The following is a 15,927-nucleotide window of genomic DNA, read 5'->3' on the forward strand; positions in this document are numbered from 1 at the left end:
GTAAGAATTTACAGATGATTGAATTTGAAAAGCCAAATATTCATAACATCGAAGAGGATGCCCGCTACGGCAAATTTGTTGTAGAGCCTCTTGAGCGTGGATATGGTACGACACTTGGTAACTCGTTGCGTCGTATCTTATTGTCTTCGCTTCCTGGCGCAGCCGTTAATACGGTGCAAATTGACGGCGTGGTTCACGAGTTTTCAACCGTGGATGGCGTTGTTGAAGATGTCACACAAATTATCTTGAACCTCAAGAAGGTTGTGTTGGCGATTGACTCAGATGATGAACGTTCACTTGAAATTGATATTCAAGGGCCGGCAGATGTAACAGCTGCAGATTTGCAGGGTGGTGCTGATGTTGAAGTTTTGAATCCTGATTTGCATATCGCTACTGTGGCAGCAGGTAAGTCATTACATATGACAGTCACGGCGGTCAAAGGTCGTGGATATACATCAGCTGATGAAAATAAGAAGTTACGTGATGAAATGCCCATTGGTGTTTTAGCCGTTGATTCTATTTATACACCTATCGAACGTGTAAACTACCAAGTAGAAAACACACGTATCGGTGCGCGTGACGACTATGATAAGCTTACTTTTGATATTTGGACAAATGGTTCTATCAAACCAAGTGATGCCTTAAGTTTGGGTGCTAAGATCTTAGCTGAGCATCTTGGTTTGTTCATGGATATTTCTCCTGTAGCTGCTGAAGCTAGTGTTATGGTTGAAGCAGAGCCTGTTGCTGCTAGTGCATCAGATTCTGCACCAATTGAAGATCTAGATTTATCTGTTCGCTCATATAATTGTCTCAAACGGGCCGGTATCAACACTATTGTAGAGTTGACGGATCGCACTGAAGCTGACATGATGAAAGTGCGTAACCTCGGTCGGAAATCACTTGACGAAATCCAAGAAAAGCTCACTGATATGAACTTAGGATTTCGCAAGGAAGATTAACACATGTCTTTAAATTAAAAAAAGGAGGATTCACCAATGGCATATCGTAAATTGGGTCGTACATCTTCACAACGTAAAGCTATGTTGCGTGATTTGACAACTGATCTTTTGATCAATGGTCGTATTACTACTACTGAAGCACGCGCTAAAGAAGTTCGTAAGACAACTGATAAAATGATTACATTAGGTAAGCGTGGCGACTTAAACGCTCGCCGTCAAGCAGCTACTTTTGTTCGTAACGAAGTTGCGGACGTTATAGAAGATGGCGACGATGTTAAAGTACAATCAGCTTTGCAAAAGTTGTTTGATGATGTTGCACCTCGCTTTGCAGAACGTAATGGTGGTTATACACGAATTCTCAAGACAGTCCAACGTCGTGGCGATGCTGCGCAACTGGTTATCTTGGAGCTCGTTGATTAACAAAAAAACTTGAGAATTTATTTCTCAAGTTTTTTTTTTTGCTAATTTTTACGATTTAATAATAATGTGGCAAGATGGATTAATTTTTGTCGTAATGCATTATTTGGCAATTTATTCAGGAGATCATCAAGTTCCTGACTATATTCAGCTAAAAGAGAATTTAGACGCGACATGGCATCACTTTCAAGAACAACATTGTGAATGTGTACGAGTTGATCATCGGTAATTCCATCTCTCAAAGCCAGTAGTTCCTTCAATTCTGCATTGATATCTGGATTTTCTAAAGCAAATAAGATAGGTGCTGTGTATATGCCATTTCGAATATCTTGACCAGCAGGTTTACCGAGTGAAAGCTGTTCAGTAATTGACTCAAAATCAAGATAGTCATCTAATAACTGAAAAGCAATGCCAAGATTCTCACCCAGTTTACCTACAACATCAAGTAATTGAGAACTTACACCATCTGAGCTTGTGGCTCCAAATAGGACACTGAGTTTAAATAAAGCAGCTGTCTTACCGGTGATTTGGGTGAGATAGTTATCAAAAGAAGTGTCAGTTGAATATCGATTGTGTTTTTGTGTTAATTCACCAAACAAGATATTTCTTAAAGCTTCTAATGCTAGCTTATTTGCTTGAATATTATCAGCATCATTTAATAGTGATAACATTCCAGTAAGCAAGTAATCGCCGGCATAAACAGCTGTATCCTTACCAAAATGTGCTTGAATACTATCTTGTCCGCGTCTCAGTTTGGATTCGTCAATGATATCATCGTGTATTAGTGTAGCAAGGTGCAAAAGCTCAATACTTGCTCCTAACACGATAGCTTTCTGATTGTACGGCGCATCAGTTAATTCGGAAAAAAGTAATGTCAGTGCAGGACGAACTAATTTTCCAGCACTAGCTTGTGAACGAATAGCATTATCAATTTCTGAAAAACCAATACGCCAACTTTCAGACATTTCTATTAATACATTTTGAAGCGGTGGGTTTAATTCTGGGAAAGTGTCCCAAATTTTTGGTAACGACGGCATTGCCATGGGAGTCTCTTTTCATTGATTATGTACAAAGTGCGAGAGTAATGATCCTCACACTTTATTATTATAACTTATTTTTCTAATTCATTATATGTTGATTTTGCTTTACCATACCAGAGACCACCAAAAATCTTTTGGAGTAGCGGCACGACATAAAAATCTAAACCAAATCCACGACCAGAACCGTTCATAATTGCCAAACCACTCAACATGACAAACCAGTGCGTGAGTTCAAACGAATGTGTTGCTCCGGAAACAATCGTAAGGAGGATTGATAATAAGCCCAAAGGCCACGTAAATAGTCCAAGTAAGATACCTGCGCCAGTAACAATTTCAATAAAGCTAGCAAGACCACTTTGCCAGAAGAAATTGTTTAAATCACCGGCATTTCCTAGTGCAACTAAAATCCAGAATATACCTAAAAACAAACGTAGTGGTGTTGACCATAGGACATTGCCAAGACGTGATATGCTTCCCTTGAACGGGTTACGGCCGTCTTCTGTACGGAAGAATTCATCCAACATATAATGGAAGATGGAATAGGCTGAACGGATTTGAGAGTAGAAGAAGAGGTTGATACCGTGCTTTGCAATGCTGGCGATAAATCCTGAAAAGTTAAGGCCCATTAAGCTAGCGACAGTGTAATGGGATCCAATTGAAACCGCGAAACCGTGATACTTTACAGCTTCAGAAAATGTTTTGGCTTTGCCTAGGCCAAAATCAGCAAGGATATTAGCAGACGCTGCACGAGCAGCACTTTCAGCACCTTCAACGGTTTGTGGGATTGGCCCGGTTTTTTCATCAACGTAAGAAAGTGTATCTCCAGCCACATAAATGTCCTTTTCTGGAGTGCCATCTTCTTTAGTGGCGCGCATATAATCATCAGCCTCAATACGACCACCACGGCCATATTTGAATCCCCAGTTTGATATGAATGATTTGGCTTTGACACCAGCAGTCCATATTAATGATTTTGTTGGTAATGTCGATCCGTCTTGGAAGAATACACCATTCTCATCGACCCCAGTGACTCTTGAGTTCAATCGTATATCAACACCATTGTCCTCCATATATTTGAAAGCCTTGTCAGCTAATTTGCGGTCTTTTAACATGTTTAGGATAGAAGGAGATGCCTCAAGTAGGACAAGCTTAATTTCGCTTTCATCTAATTTGTAAGTTTGAGCCAATACTTTACGTTGTTCGATAAATTCGCCCATTAGTTCGGCGCCCGTGAAACCAGATCCTACAACGGCAATAGTTAACATTTGTTCACGCTTGTCGGGATCAAGCTCAGCGGCTCCTTGACCAATAATGTTTTCAACGTGATTTCGAATTTTCAGTGATTCTTCCATTGACCACAATTCAAATCCATGTTCTTTAACGCCTGGCGTACCAAAATCGTTTGACTGACCACCAACTGCTAAAACAAGTTTTTCGTATGGAATATCACCCTGGGTTGTTGAGATTGTCTTTTTATCTTTATTGATATTTGTTACTTCAGTCGTTAATAATTTAACATTCTTATCTTGGTAGAAGAGATGTTCTAAATCTTCTTGCACATGTTTTGGTTTAACACGTTGAGAAGCAACTTCATGTAACTCTGTCATGTATGTAAAGTATGAATGCTTATCAACTAAGATGATATTATATTCTTTATGACTTCTTAGCTTTTTAGACAATGTTTTTGCTGCGAAGACGCCACCAAAACCGGCGCCGACAATGACGATATTTTTCTCGTTCATGGGATGCTTCCTTTGTGAAATTTATTGTTTATTAGCGTTTTACCTCTTCTAGTATAGACTAGTTTATGCTAATTTACTAGGTTTATGAGAGTAGTTCTTTGTGAAAATATGGAATTTGTATTGTGAAATGGTTCCACCTATTTTTTAGAGAAAAATATGCTAAAATAAGTAGTAATGGTTAAAGCGATAAAGATAGACAATTTAAAGTATAGTTATGACGAACGCTCCTTATTCAGCGATTTTAATTTAGATATTGATGCTGGACAATGGGTTGCTTTGGTGGGACACAATGGATCTGGTAAATCAACTTTGGCAAAACTGATTTTAGGGCTTTTAGTGGCAGAACAAGGTGATATTGATGTTTTTGATGAACGTCTGACTGTCGAAACTGTGCACCATGTCCGATCAAAAATTGGCATGGTTTTTCAAAATCCAGATAACCAATTTGTTGGTGCAACTGTTGCTGACGATGTTGCTTTTGGTCTAGAAAATATCCAGGTTGAGAGCTCGGAAATGCCTCAAAAAATAGATAATGCACTGACTATTGTTGGCATGCAAGAGTTTAAAAATCGGGAGCCACATACACTGTCAGGTGGACAAAAGCAACGCGTTGCCTTAGCAAGTGTGTTAGCACTACAACCCAAGATTATTATTTTAGATGAAGCGACTGCAATGTTAGATCCTGATGGCCGCGCTACGGTCATGGAGACATTACAGAAATTAAAAAAGCAGTTTGGGAAAGAGTTAACATTAGTGACTATTACGCACGATATGGATGAAGCGACACTCGCTGACCGAGTAGTGGTTATTAATGACGGGCAAAAAATCCTAGATGGTACACCAGCTGAAGTTTTTTCACAACGAAAAGCGCTACATGAAAATGGATTAGAGCTACCTTTTGCTAATGAGTTAGCATTTCATTTAAACGAGAAACCTAATAAATATATGGACGAAAGAGAACTGATACAGTGGCTATCAACTTTGAACAAGTGAATTTTAGTTATGGTGCTGGTACAACTTTAGCGCAGCCAATTCTGCATGATATTAATGTAACGATACCGGATGGACAAGTAACGGCAATTATTGGTCAGACTGGTTCGGGCAAGTCAACTTTCATACAACATTTAAATGGCTTATTGAAACCTACAACAGGACGAGTAGTTATTGATGATTTTGTTTTGACGAGCGACTTGAAGGAAAAAAACTTAACCTCTTTGCGGGCCAGAGTGGGTATGGTTTTTCAATTTCCAGAAAATCAGTTGTTCGCAAATACAGTCTTAGAAGACGTCATGTATGCCCCAATAAATTTTGGTTATGCTAAAGCAGATGCTGAGTTTGCGGCAAAAACTGCCCTGAAACAGGTGAATGTCTCTGAGGAATTATGGGATAAATCACCTTTTGAACTTTCGGGTGGACAGATGCGTCGTGTTGCTATGGCAGGGACGTTGGCAAGTAATCCAGATATTATTGTTTTAGATGAGCCAGCTGCTGGCTTAGATCCAAAAGGGCAAAAAGAATTGCTTGCAATTGTGAGAGGACTGAAAGAAGCAGGTAAACTGGTAGTTTTCATTTCTCATCAAATGGATCATGTAATTGCTGTAGCTGACCATGTAATTGTGATGCATGATGGTGGTGTTGTGGCAGAAGGAACGCCAGTTGAAATATTCAATAAAGATCTGGTTTGGTTTAAAACGGTTGCTTTGGATTTGCCTAAGGCAGGACAGTTTGCGGAGCAGTTGCGTCAAAAGGGACATATATTGCGGCATCGTCCATTATTATTGACGGAATTAGCGACTATGTTAAATGAGGAAAAACGGCATGAATAATATTATGATTGGCCGTTTTGTGCCAGGGGATTCTTGGATTCACCGTTTAGATCCAAGAACTAAAATGATTGGAACCTTTATTTTTATTTTTGTGATGTTGTGGTCAACATCGTGGGCGACCTATGCATGGTCAGCGGCTTTCGTTGTTTTAGCAATACGCTTAACAAAGCAGCCATTTAGACTTTATTGGGATGGATTAAAACCAATTTTTTGGCTAATTCTATTTACAGTGGTCTTGCAGCTTTTTTTTACGCCGGGAACACCAGTATTATTACATGCTGGACCACTAAAAGTGACGATTCCGGGCATTATTAATGCTATTTATGTTATGATTCGTTTTGTTTTAATCATTTTGATGTCAACAATTTTGACGTTAACAACGCCACCGACAAGTATTGCAAACGCGTTAGAATCTTTATTGAAGCCTTTGAAAAAGATCCACGTACCAGTAGCTGAACTTTCATTGATGCTATCAATCGCGCTGCGTTTTGTACCACTGTTAATGGATGAAACGCAAAAAATCATGAATGCACAAAAGTCACGTGGTATGAGCTTTTCAACAGGGGGACCAATTAAAAGAGCCAAAGCTATTGTGCCATTACTTATTCCGCTGTTCGTGGGTGCATTACAACGAGCACTAGATTTAGCCAATGCGATGGAGGTTCGTGGATTTCAAGACGCCACACAACGAACAAAGTATCGTGTACTATCTTATGGCAGCAATGATCGCAGCGCGTTTATAGGATTAATCGGGTTTACGATTATATTTATTGGTATTAAATTTTTTATAAAATGAGGCAATAAGAGGAGAAATTTATGCCACGATATAAAGCAGTTATAGCTTACGATGGTGCTGAATTTTTTGGGTTTCAATTGCAAACAAAAAACGGTGTTGAGTCTGTACGTACAGTCCAAGGGGAGCTTAATAAAGTCATCAATAAAATGGCAAAGAACCCATCACCGCAGATTAAAGTAGTAGGTGCATCGCGCACTGATACGGGTGTTCATGCTTTTGGTCAAGTAGTTCATTTTGATTTGCCATTCAATATTGATCCAGAAGGCGTGCGCAAGGGGATGAATACGTTGTTGCCATTTGATGTGGTTGTAAATCATGTAGAACATGTTTCTGATGACTTTCATGCACGATTTAATACACATTCTAAGCGGTATATTTATCGTGTATCTACGACTGACTACAAGGATCCTTTTAAACGCAAATACACGGGACATTTCCATTGGAAACTGGATATAAACAGAATTAAAGCTGCTTTACCTGACCTCTTAGGTGAGCATGATTTTGCTAGCTTTGCTGCCTCAGGAAATGAAACGGCTACAACTATTCGTTTGATTACTCGGGCTGACGTTGATGAGAAACCAGAAGAACATGAGATAGTATTCACCTTTGAAGGGAATGCTTTCTTATACAATCAAATCCGTATCATGGTTGGTGTACTATTAGAAATTGGTACCGGAAAACGACCAGTACATGATATTGTTCGACTGATAGAAGTTAAGGATCGGGAACAAGCTAGGTATACTGCACCAGCAAGTGGCCTATACTTGGACGAGATTGATTACAATTGAACAATATTTGTTATAATGAAACCAGTACTACTTTAAGGGGGAGTAATTATGACGTTTTTTGAAGAGTATATTCAGGCTTCACGAGGGCTTGTTTTCGTGGCAACAACTAGAGATAATCAACCAAGTATTCGAATCATGGGATTTGCGGTCAGTCCAGAACGTGAAAATCTGTGGTACTTTAACGTTGATCCGACATCATATAAAGTTCATGATATCGATAATAATGACAAGGTAGCTATCATTACGCCATTTAATGAAAATGGCGCACGTATTGAATCAAATAATGCAACTATGAGACGTTCTGATAAAACATGGGCAGATGTTAAACCATTATTTATTGACAACAAATCTTATATGCAGGGGCACCCAGATATCGAAAATGAGATTGTACTGGAACTCCACATTCATTCTGCTAGTCTTGCGTCATATGGGTATAAAAAAGATGTTAATTTTGAGTAAAATAATTGACATGAGACGCTTTTTTGGTTAAGATAGAAGACGGTATTGTTTACCTCACGATAAGCCCCGGAAACTTATTGTAAATGCTTGGCAAGGAACGGCTGAGTCAGTAAACAACTAATCAAAGGAGCGCAAACATGCGTACAACATTTTTAGCAAAACCAGGTGAAATCGAAAAGAAGTGGTATATTATTGATGCAAAAGACGTCGTTTTGGGACGTTTGTCAACAGTAGTAGCTTCAATTTTGCGTGGTAAGAACAAGCCAACGTTCACACCAAACGTTGACATGGGTGACAATGTCATCATCATCAATGCAAGCGAAGTTAAGTTGACTGGTAAGAAGGCCACTGATAAGGTTTATTACCACCACTCAAACCACCCAGGTGGTTTGAAGGCTCGCACAGCTGGAAACTATCGTGAATTCAACCCTGAAAAGTTGCTTGAATTATCAATCCACGGTATGTTGCCAAAGAACACTTTGGGACGTAAGCAAGGCTTGAACTTGCACGTGTATGCAGGATCAGAACATGATCACGCCGCACAAAAGCCCGAAGCACTTGACATCAACAAGTTAGTTTAAGAAAGGAGAATCTCAATTATGACTACAGCAGTACAATATGCCGGCACAGGTCGTCGTAAGAACTCAGTTGCTCGTGTACGTTTGGTTCCAGGTAATGGCCAAATCACAATGAACGGCAAGTCAATCGAAGAATATATTCCTTTTGCTAACTTGCGTGAAGTTGTTTTGCAACCATTTAACGTTACTGAAACATTAGGTAACTATGACGTATTAGTTAACGTTATTGGTGGTGGTTATTCTGGTCAAGCTGGTGCAACACGTCACGGTATCGCCCGTGCTTTGTTGACAGTAGATCCTGATTTCCGTGCAGCATTGAAGGCAGCAGGTTTGTTGACTCGTGACTCACGTATGAAGGAACGTAAGAAGCCAGGTTTGAAGAAAGCCCGTAAAGCATCACAATTCTCAAAGCGTTAATATTTTTATTATATCGGCGTTTAAAAACACTTTTCTTTTATTGAAAAGTGTTTTTTTGATTTGATATCACGTTGCTAGTAATTTAAATGTGATATACTGTTCATGAATTTAATCTTCATTTTGAAGCACTTAAAACTCTGTTTTTTAGTTTTTGTTTAGATACAGATAAATCATTTGAGGAGTACATCCATGAATTTTGACCAACTACTTTACGCGGAAGTTTTGGCTCAGCATAATTCTATGCAGAAAGCTGCTGATGTACTACACATCAGTAAGTCTGGACTAAGCATAGCCATACATCAACTTGAAAATGAATTAGAAGTAACTCTTTTTGATAAATCATCATCTGGAACTAAGCTAACCTCAGAAGGAAGACAATTATTGTCTTCAATTTCCGATATTTTACGTTTTAAAAATAATCTTGAGAAAACTGCTACGATTGTTGCTAATCCTCAAAAGCATCAAAAAGTTTCAATTCATTATATGAACACAATGTTAAAACCTTTTATCAGCACCTTTATTGATAATTATGTCGCTAAATTTGAAAATGTTCAGGTAAATATTAGTTGTCACGAATTTGAATCAATTGTTCGTCGTGTACGTAGTCAAGAAATTGATGCCGGCTTTATCGCAATAAATAATATCAATGATGAAAGCATTAAAAATTTAGATTTCACACCAGTTTGTGACAGTAAGTTAGTTTTATTTTGCGCACCGAATAATCCGCTAAATGCTTTGAATCGGCCGATATCTTTAACAGATTTAAAAAAACAAAAATTTAGTCTTTTCAATGATAAATTCCACGATGAAATTTTCGAAAGATTACAATTTCAATGTGGACCGTTATCACTTGTGTTAAGAGTCGATGATGCTTGGGCAATGAACCAAGCAATAATTAATTTAAACACCGTCTGTTTTGGTAGAATTGTTCAAGGGAATTTATCTAGTAATACAGATTTTTCGAAGCTTAAGATCATTGATATTGGTCATGTTTTTGATGATGATTTCAAGCTCGGTTGGTTAACTAATCCAAATTATATGATATCCGAGAAAGCCCAAGAATTACTGAGAGATATTACTGCAGAAGTAAAAAAAGATGCTCAATAAAGAGCATCTTTTTAAGTTAAATTTATTTTGTTCCGTCGTGAGTTACAGCGTCGCCTAGTTTAACATCTGTGAGCGTTTTAAGATAGTCTATGCCAGGCATATCGAAATATGCTGTGTTTGCAAGTAGATCAATCAATCCTGGTGTTAGATGTGATTCTTTCACTGATTCTTCGTTGAATTCTAAGAAAATATGGTCAGCTTGACCGTTTTTGATTTTATAACCAATTTGGTTGTCAATTAAAGTGGGGCGTCCTAAACTTACAATATCAACATATTGCAGAGCATCCTTCATTTTCTCAACTGTGTGGATACCGCCAGCAATCATCAGAAGAGCTGGCTTTTTTACTCGTTCTCCGAGTAGTTGTGCATAGTTTTTATCAGAATCGGTTGGCGTCGCAGTATAATCATTTGTCGAAAGGTGGACATAGTCAAATTCAAAATTTTCGGTCAATTGGTTAACTAGTAATTGAGCTTCGTGCCATGTATAGCCGATATTATCTTCGTGAACCTCTTCGGGGCTAATTCGATAACCGATAATAAAGTCTTTTGGGGCATTTTCCTTGGCTACCTTGAATACTTCTCGTGCGACTTCGAGGGCAAAATTCATCCGTTTTTCAAGACTACCGCCCCAAAAGTCAGTGCGAACATTAGAATAAGCAGAAAAAAATTCTTGATGCAAATAGTGATTTGCTCCGTGAATTTCGATGCCATCAAAGCCACTAGCAATTGCACGTTTTGTTGCGGTACCGAAATCTTTTACAATTTGCCAGACTTCATCTTCGGACAACTCGTGTAAAGGATAACTAATCCATGGAAAATCAATGTTTGAAGGTACCTCTACTTGTCCGCCGAGCGCATAGCGATACTGTGCCTCACGTCCAGAATGGACTAGTTGAAGGATAGCTTTATTACCATCTTTTTTTAATTTCTCAGTAATTTTTTTAAATCCTGGGACAAAACTATCGTCATAAATTGCTAATTGTTCACGGTCGGGTGCCCAAGAACGTGATGGACCGCCATTAGGACTGACGCTCGTGTACTCAACAATTACCATACCAGCTGATTGTGAACGGGCATTATAGTAATTGATTGTGTCTTGTGTTACTTTTTCATTTAAGCCACTATTTGTCAGCATAGGTGACTGAGCAGTCCTAGTATCTATTGTTGCGCCATGCCGAAAAGTTACCTTGTCTATTAAGTTTTTCATTATAAGAGCCTCCGTTTCATAAACAAAGTATAACATTTCACAAACTTTTCGGAATTTCTGAAAAATGAATGGATCGTCAACTTTTATTGAACACAACAGAATTTGAACGTGATGTGATGCCTAATAATATATTCATTTTATATTATTCTACATTAAAAAAATGGCTTCACCATATGAAAATAAAGCTTTTTCAATTTTAAAATAATTATGCTTCATTCGATGGATTATGTCATTCGTTCATAAATAATCCAAGCGATTAAGTATGTTAAAAACACAAGAGTCAGCATATTTGTTAACATTACAATAATAAAAATGCTTATACTTGTGATGTTTGTACTTATTGATAGACTGCGGTGAAAGGAATATGGATTGTATCATTGCAAATGCTATCAGCGGGGTAGTAATAATATTGCCTGTTTGCTCAAAAATAATTTTTTTCATGTTTGATTTTCCTCATTAATAGTGAATAGATCAGTCAGTGGTGTTTTCAGTGCTTGTGCTAACTGGAAGGCCAATATCAAAGAAGGTGTATAGTTTCCTTTTCTATAGAAACAATAGTTCGCCTTGAAACACCAATTTATTTTGCTAGAGATTCTTGCGTCAAATGAAGCGATTTTCTAACGGGTTGAACATTGTTATTAATTTTCATTAGAGGCCTCGCAATATTGATGAGCAATCTACTTCACTTTTAAATGTAATCACAACATGTAATTATCACAAAAATGCTTGCCATGTCTCTCAGTATTTGGTATACTATTATAGTTGTTTGAGATATGGGAGTGTAGCGAAGTCTGGCTAAACGCGACGGACTGTAACTCCGTTCCTTCGGGTTCGTAGGTTCGAATCCTACCGCTCCCATTGCCGATAAAAGCTAACGGCAAAATAAATTAGCTATTGCCCCTTCGCCAAGTGGTAAGGCATCGGTTTTTGGTACCGACATGCGCTGGTTCGAATCCAGCAGGGGCAACTATTAAAGGAATCCTTCGGGATTCCTTTTTTTGTATAAAATAAATTTTCAACACAAAGAAAAAGCTATACAATTAAGTATAGCTTTTGTTATAGTGCAGCTAGCGGGAGTCGAACCCGCACGCCCTAAACGGGCACAGGATCCTTAATCCTGCGCGTCTGCCAATTCCGCCACAGCTGCAAATATGAATTGACAACTATATAATTATACCCATTAAATCTAATCTCGTCAATAGATATTCAATGACAGCGAGCGTGTAATTTTGATAGAATAGAAGTAATGGAGAAAACACATGAGATTTTTTAATCGAAAAAAAACAGAAGTAATCACACCAGAAATACAGGCCCATAATGAAGCTTTACAAAATGAAAATGATGATTTATTAGATCAGATTGAAGCTTTGAAATTAGATGTTTCAGAACTGAAATCGGAAAACCAACATTTGACCGAACGCCTTTCACGTAGTAAGTACCAGCAAAAGTTAACTAAAACAGGTGGCGGACTGGCCGTTTTGTTTATTAGCTACATGTTGCTATCCTTGCTGGGTGAACCTTCTCGTTATATGATTTGGTTATTATTAATTGAGGCGGTTTTTATTTTTATGATGCTTAGAGGAGACGAAAAATGAGTCAACATAATGCTTCACGTATACCTTTTGTAGTTGCAAATTGGAAAATTAATAAGTTGCACGCTGATGTTGCAGAATTTTTGGACAAGGTGAACGGTAAGGTGCCTGCTGAAAATGTTGTGGAAACAGGTATTGCGGCACAAGATTTATTCTTGTCAGACATGGTTCGAGCTACAGCACAGTCACCCATACATATTGTCGCAGAAAATGTTCATTGGGAAGACAGTGGAGCTTACACAGGCGAAACATCACCAAAAGCATTGAAAGATATTGGCGCCAAATATGTTTTAATTGGGCATTTTGAACGTCGAAAGTTTTTTAATGAGACTGATTCAACAGTTAATTTGAAAGTCACTGCTGCACTTAGAAATGGCTTACGCCCAATTATCGATGTCGATGAGGATATGAGTACCTATGCCCAGTTTATGGACGCGGAACCCTCAGTGGCTCAAGTGGCTGCCGCGTTGGCAGGCGTCTCTGTTGACCAAATCCGCAACGTTACACTTGCGTATGAGCCCACATGGGCAATTGGATCAGGTGAGGCCGCAAGTGCGGTCCAAGCGCAAAAAGCAGCTCATCTGATACGTCAGACGCTGGCCAAGTTATATTCACCTGTTATTGCTGAACAAGTTCGCGTTTTATATGGCGGATCGGTGACACCAGACAACGCTCGCGAAATAATGTTGCAAAAAGATATAGATGGTGTGTTGGTTGGCACATCCGCTCTTGATCCAGAAAAGTTTCTACAACTTGTTGCCATTGCGCAAGATCCAGAAGTCCCAGAATTTAATATTGAGAATACTTAAAAAGCAGTGCCCTAAAAGGGTGAACTCAATAGTTGTTGCACATTACTTTGCTTTATGTATTGAGGAAATTTTTGGCTATGACTCTTACCCTGTGATATAATATACATGGTATATAACCGAAAACCAAAGGAGAATTAAAACATGTCTTTAATCACTGATATTATCGCACGCGAAGTCCTTGACTCACGTGGAAACCCTACACTTGAAGCTGAAGTTATCACAGAATTGGGTGGCTTTGGTCGTGGAATGGTCCCTTCAGGTGCATCAACAGGTGAACACGAAGCTGTTGAATTGCGTGATGGAGACAAGTCACGTTTTGGTGGTAAGGGAACAACAAAGGCTGTTGCCAATGTTAACGATGCTATCGCTAAGGCTTTGGTTGGTAAGTTCGACGTAACTGACCAACGTGCAATCGATCAAGCTATGATCGAACTCGACGGTACAGAAAACAAGGGTAACTTGGGTGCAAACGCTATTTTGGCTGTTTCAATCGCTGCTGCCCGTGCTGCTGCTGACGAATTAGGTGTACCTTTGTTCTCATACTTGGGTGGTGCAAATTCATACGTATTGCCAACACCTATGATGAACGTTATCAATGGTGGCGCTCACTCAGCAAACAAGGTTGACTTCCAAGAATTCATGATTATGCCTGTTGGCGCACCAACAGTTAAGGAAGCAATTCGTTATGGTTCAGAAACTTTCCACGCTTTGAAGAAGTTATTAGAAGCTGATGGTAAGGCAACTTCAGTTGGTGATGAAGGTGGATTTGCTCCTGACTTCGCTGATAACGAGGAACCTTTGAAATATTTGATCCGTGCGATTGAAGCCGCTGGTTATAAGCCTGGTAAGGATATCGCAATCGCTGTTGATGTTGCTTCATCAGAATTGTATGATGCAGAAACAAAGACATACAAGTTGCGTTGGTCAACTGGAGAAGAATTCACAACACCTGAATTTATCAAGTATCTTGAAGATTTGGCAGATCGTTACCCAATCATTTCAATCGAAGATCCTATCGACGAAAACGAATGGGAAGACTGGGCTGCAATTACAGCCGAATTGGGCAAGAAGGTTCAATTAGTTGGTGATGACTTCTTCGTTACTAACACACAATACCTTGAAAAGGGTATCAACATGGGTGCTGCTAACTCAATCTTGATCAAAGTTAACCAAATTGGTACTTTGACAGAAACTTTCGAAGCTATTGAAATGGCTAAGGAAGCTGGTTACACGGCTATCGTTTCTCACCGTTCAGGTGAAACAGAAGACACAACAATTTCTGACTTGGTTGTTGCTACAAACGCTGGCCAAATCAAGACAGGCTCATTGTCACGTACTGACCGTATCGCTAAGTACAACCAATTGATCCGTATCGAAGAATTGTTGGACACAACTGCTAAGTATAAGGGTATCCATTCATTCTATAACTTGTCAGCTGCTGCCCGCGAAGTTATTGAAAACAAGTAAAAAAAACTAAATCGGCCGTTTGGTCGTTTTTTTTTATATGAAATGATTAAAAACTATTTTGTCTTGCAAATATAAGTGAAAAAGGAGCAAGCACAATGGATGATTTGAAACGTTGCTCCTGGGTAGATAATTATCCAGATTCCAATATTATGACAACTTATCATGATGCAGAGTGGGGACAACCTAACCAATATAGTGACGAAAAGTTATTTGAACTGTTGACTTTAGAAGTGTTTCAAGCTGGGTTAAGCTGGGAGACCTCGTTAAAAAGACGTTCAGGGATGAACACTGCATTCCTCTCCTTTGATATTGATTTAGTGTCTAAAATGACAAACGAGGACATTGAACGATTAAAAAACAATCCTAATATTATTAGCAATAAACTAAAAATTACATCAACTATTCACAATGCACGAGTCATTAGACAGATTCGTCAGCAGAGGGGGAGTTTTTTTGACTATATGTGGTCGTTCACTGATGGTCAGATTATCAATCACCATATTACCAGTGGGGATGAAATTCCCAGTCAAAATGAATTATCGCAACAGATAACGAAGGACATGAAGAAACAAGGGTTTAAATTTATCGGACCGGTAATTGTGTATTCTTACCTGCAAGCAATAGGCATCATCAATGATCATGAACAGTGTTGTAGTTTTAATCCAGACAATGCAAGATTATAAGTAATAATGTAGTCATATTTTTTCTAATACAATCCTAATA

The 15,927-nt window shown here is 38.7% G+C and carries 17 protein-coding genes and 3 tRNA genes; 16 read left to right on the top strand and 4 right to left on the bottom strand.

What is annotated here, in order from left to right; genetic code table 11:
- Window positions 1-14 precede the first annotated feature (14 nt).
- Together HFP47_RS09855 and rplQ are read left to right on the top strand one after the other, a co-directional pair.
- Window positions 15-959: a DNA-directed RNA polymerase subunit alpha gene (locus HFP47_RS09855; RefSeq protein ID WP_011679138.1), complete on the top strand. Its 945-nt coding sequence runs from the start codon at window positions 15-17 to the stop codon at window positions 957-959.
- 36 nt (window positions 960-995) lie between these two features.
- On the top strand, window positions 996-1,379 hold the full coding sequence (gene rplQ, locus HFP47_RS09860; RefSeq protein WP_002816006.1) for a 50S ribosomal protein L17: 384 nt from the start codon (window positions 996-998) through the stop codon (window positions 1,377-1,379).
- A 41-nt stretch (window positions 1,380-1,420) separates the two neighbouring features.
- Here rplQ and HFP47_RS09865 read toward each other — a convergent pair whose 3' ends face one another.
- Both HFP47_RS09865 and HFP47_RS09870 read right to left on the bottom strand, forming a co-directional pair.
- Window positions 1,421-2,419 carry a polyprenyl synthetase family protein gene (locus HFP47_RS09865; RefSeq protein WP_179876381.1) on the bottom strand — a complete coding sequence of 333 codons (999 nt, stop codon included), beginning with the start codon at window positions 2,417-2,419 and terminating at the stop codon, window positions 1,421-1,423.
- Between the two features lie 68 nt (window positions 2,420-2,487).
- The gene (locus HFP47_RS09870) at window positions 2,488-4,158 is read right to left on the bottom strand and encodes an NAD(P)/FAD-dependent oxidoreductase (RefSeq protein ID WP_179876382.1); all 1,671 of its coding nucleotides are present in this window, start codon (window positions 4,156-4,158) and stop codon (window positions 2,488-2,490) included.
- 174 nt (window positions 4,159-4,332) lie between these two features.
- On the opposite strand from HFP47_RS09870, the gene HFP47_RS09875 reads away from it, so the two are divergent.
- The 8 genes from HFP47_RS09875 (at window position 4,333) to HFP47_RS09910 (ending at window position 10,129) form a co-directional block, all read left to right on the top strand.
- A complete protein-coding gene (locus HFP47_RS09875; RefSeq protein WP_010282672.1) occupies window positions 4,333-5,151 on the top strand; it encodes an energy-coupling factor transporter ATPase in 819 nt (272 codons plus the stop codon).
- Entirely contained in the window at window positions 5,127-5,984 is an 858-nt protein-coding gene (locus HFP47_RS09880) for an energy-coupling factor transporter ATPase (protein ID WP_011679141.1), read from the top strand. Before HFP47_RS09875 ends, HFP47_RS09880 begins: the two co-directional genes overlap by 25 nt.
- A complete protein-coding gene (locus HFP47_RS09885; protein ID WP_002816000.1) occupies window positions 5,977-6,780 on the top strand; it encodes an energy-coupling factor transporter transmembrane protein EcfT in 804 nt (267 codons plus the stop codon). Before HFP47_RS09880 ends, HFP47_RS09885 begins: the two co-directional genes overlap by 8 nt.
- A gap of 20 nt (window positions 6,781-6,800) precedes the next feature.
- A complete protein-coding gene (truA, locus tag HFP47_RS09890) occupies window positions 6,801-7,568 on the top strand; it encodes a tRNA pseudouridine(38-40) synthase TruA (RefSeq protein WP_010281220.1) in 768 nt (255 codons plus the stop codon).
- Between the two features lie 48 nt (window positions 7,569-7,616).
- Entirely contained in the window at window positions 7,617-8,027 is a 411-nt protein-coding gene (locus tag HFP47_RS09895; protein WP_011679143.1) for a pyridoxamine 5'-phosphate oxidase family protein, read from the top strand.
- A gap of 137 nt (window positions 8,028-8,164) precedes the next feature.
- Complete coding sequence (gene rplM / locus HFP47_RS09900; RefSeq protein WP_002815997.1) at window positions 8,165-8,608, top strand: 50S ribosomal protein L13; 444 nt, start codon at window positions 8,165-8,167, stop codon at window positions 8,606-8,608.
- 18 nt (window positions 8,609-8,626) lie between these two features.
- Entirely contained in the window at window positions 8,627-9,022 is a 396-nt protein-coding gene (gene rpsI, locus HFP47_RS09905; protein ID WP_002815996.1) for a 30S ribosomal protein S9, read from the top strand.
- A gap of 189 nt (window positions 9,023-9,211) precedes the next feature.
- A complete protein-coding gene (locus tag HFP47_RS09910; protein ID WP_050884513.1) occupies window positions 9,212-10,129 on the top strand; it encodes a LysR family transcriptional regulator in 918 nt (305 codons plus the stop codon).
- A 22-nt stretch (window positions 10,130-10,151) separates the two neighbouring features.
- Here the strand turns inward: HFP47_RS09910 and HFP47_RS09915 are convergent, their stop codons facing one another.
- Window positions 10,152-11,336, bottom strand: a complete 1,185-nt coding sequence (locus HFP47_RS09915) for an NADH-dependent oxidoreductase (protein WP_115230905.1) — start codon at window positions 11,334-11,336, stop codon at window positions 10,152-10,154.
- 775 nt (window positions 11,337-12,111) lie between these two features.
- Here HFP47_RS09915 and HFP47_RS09920 point away from each other — a divergent pair.
- Window positions 12,112-12,194 (top strand) — tRNA-Tyr (locus HFP47_RS09920).
- Between the two features lie 37 nt (window positions 12,195-12,231).
- Window positions 12,232-12,303: transfer RNA gene (locus tag HFP47_RS09925), tRNA-Gln, on the top strand.
- 95 nt (window positions 12,304-12,398) lie between these two features.
- On the opposite strand, the gene HFP47_RS09930 is transcribed toward HFP47_RS09925, so the two are convergent.
- Window positions 12,399-12,483 (bottom strand) — tRNA-Leu (locus HFP47_RS09930).
- A 112-nt stretch (window positions 12,484-12,595) separates the two neighbouring features.
- Here HFP47_RS09930 and HFP47_RS09935 point away from each other — a divergent pair.
- The 4 genes from HFP47_RS09935 to HFP47_RS09950 all read left to right on the top strand — a co-directional run bounded on the left by HFP47_RS09935 (window position 12,596) and on the right by HFP47_RS09950 (window position 15,887).
- A complete protein-coding gene (locus HFP47_RS09935) occupies window positions 12,596-12,931 on the top strand; it encodes a hypothetical protein (protein WP_011679147.1) in 336 nt (111 codons plus the stop codon).
- On the top strand, window positions 12,928-13,737 hold the full coding sequence (gene tpiA, locus HFP47_RS09940) for a triose-phosphate isomerase (protein ID WP_002815975.1): 810 nt from the start codon (window positions 12,928-12,930) through the stop codon (window positions 13,735-13,737). Before HFP47_RS09935 ends, tpiA begins: the two co-directional genes overlap by 4 nt.
- Window positions 13,738-13,878: 141 nt before the next feature.
- On the top strand, window positions 13,879-15,204 hold the full coding sequence (eno, locus tag HFP47_RS09945; RefSeq protein ID WP_011679148.1) for a phosphopyruvate hydratase: 1,326 nt from the start codon (window positions 13,879-13,881) through the stop codon (window positions 15,202-15,204).
- Window positions 15,205-15,299: 95 nt separating this feature from the next.
- A complete protein-coding gene (locus HFP47_RS09950; protein ID WP_011679149.1) occupies window positions 15,300-15,887 on the top strand; it encodes a DNA-3-methyladenine glycosylase I in 588 nt (195 codons plus the stop codon).
- Window positions 15,888-15,927: the final 40 nt, after the last annotated feature.

Origin of the sequence: Leuconostoc sp. DB-1 (assembly GCF_013414845.1) — a bacterium.
Lineage (GTDB): Bacteria > Bacillota > Bacilli > Lactobacillales > Lactobacillaceae > Leuconostoc > Leuconostoc mesenteroides.

What these genes read in the sequence shown, in the direction of transcription:
- HFP47_RS09855 (WP_011679138.1), top strand. Translation starts at nt 15, where the DNA reads ATGATTGAATTTGAAAAGCCAAATATTCATAACATCGAAGAGGATGCC.
- HFP47_RS09885 (WP_002816000.1), top strand. Translation starts at nt 5,977, where the DNA reads ATGAATAATATTATGATTGGCCGTTTTGTGCCAGGGGATTCTTGGATT.
- truA (WP_010281220.1), top strand. Translation starts at nt 6,801, where the DNA reads ATGCCACGATATAAAGCAGTTATAGCTTACGATGGTGCTGAATTTTTT.
- HFP47_RS09895 (WP_011679143.1), top strand. Translation starts at nt 7,617, where the DNA reads ATGACGTTTTTTGAAGAGTATATTCAGGCTTCACGAGGGCTTGTTTTC.
- HFP47_RS09950 (WP_011679149.1), top strand. Translation starts at nt 15,300, where the DNA reads ATGGATGATTTGAAACGTTGCTCCTGGGTAGATAATTATCCAGATTCC.
- eno (WP_011679148.1), top strand. Translation starts at nt 13,879, where the DNA reads ATGTCTTTAATCACTGATATTATCGCACGCGAAGTCCTTGACTCACGT.
- HFP47_RS09910 (WP_050884513.1), top strand. Translation starts at nt 9,212, where the DNA reads ATGAATTTTGACCAACTACTTTACGCGGAAGTTTTGGCTCAGCATAAT.
- tpiA (WP_002815975.1), top strand. Translation starts at nt 12,928, where the DNA reads ATGAGTCAACATAATGCTTCACGTATACCTTTTGTAGTTGCAAATTGG.
- rplM (WP_002815997.1), top strand. Translation starts at nt 8,165, where the DNA reads ATGCGTACAACATTTTTAGCAAAACCAGGTGAAATCGAAAAGAAGTGG.
- rpsI (WP_002815996.1), top strand. Translation starts at nt 8,627, where the DNA reads ATGACTACAGCAGTACAATATGCCGGCACAGGTCGTCGTAAGAACTCA.
- HFP47_RS09915 (WP_115230905.1), bottom strand. Translation starts at nt 11,336, where the DNA reads ATGAAAAACTTAATAGACAAGGTAACTTTTCGGCATGGCGCAACAATA.
- HFP47_RS09875 (WP_010282672.1), top strand. Translation starts at nt 4,333, where the DNA reads ATGGTTAAAGCGATAAAGATAGACAATTTAAAGTATAGTTATGACGAA.
- HFP47_RS09935 (WP_011679147.1), top strand. Translation starts at nt 12,596, where the DNA reads ATGAGATTTTTTAATCGAAAAAAAACAGAAGTAATCACACCAGAAATA.
- rplQ (WP_002816006.1), top strand. Translation starts at nt 996, where the DNA reads ATGGCATATCGTAAATTGGGTCGTACATCTTCACAACGTAAAGCTATG.
- HFP47_RS09865 (WP_179876381.1), bottom strand. Translation starts at nt 2,419, where the DNA reads ATGGCAATGCCGTCGTTACCAAAAATTTGGGACACTTTCCCAGAATTA.
- HFP47_RS09870 (WP_179876382.1), bottom strand. Translation starts at nt 4,158, where the DNA reads ATGAACGAGAAAAATATCGTCATTGTCGGCGCCGGTTTTGGTGGCGTC.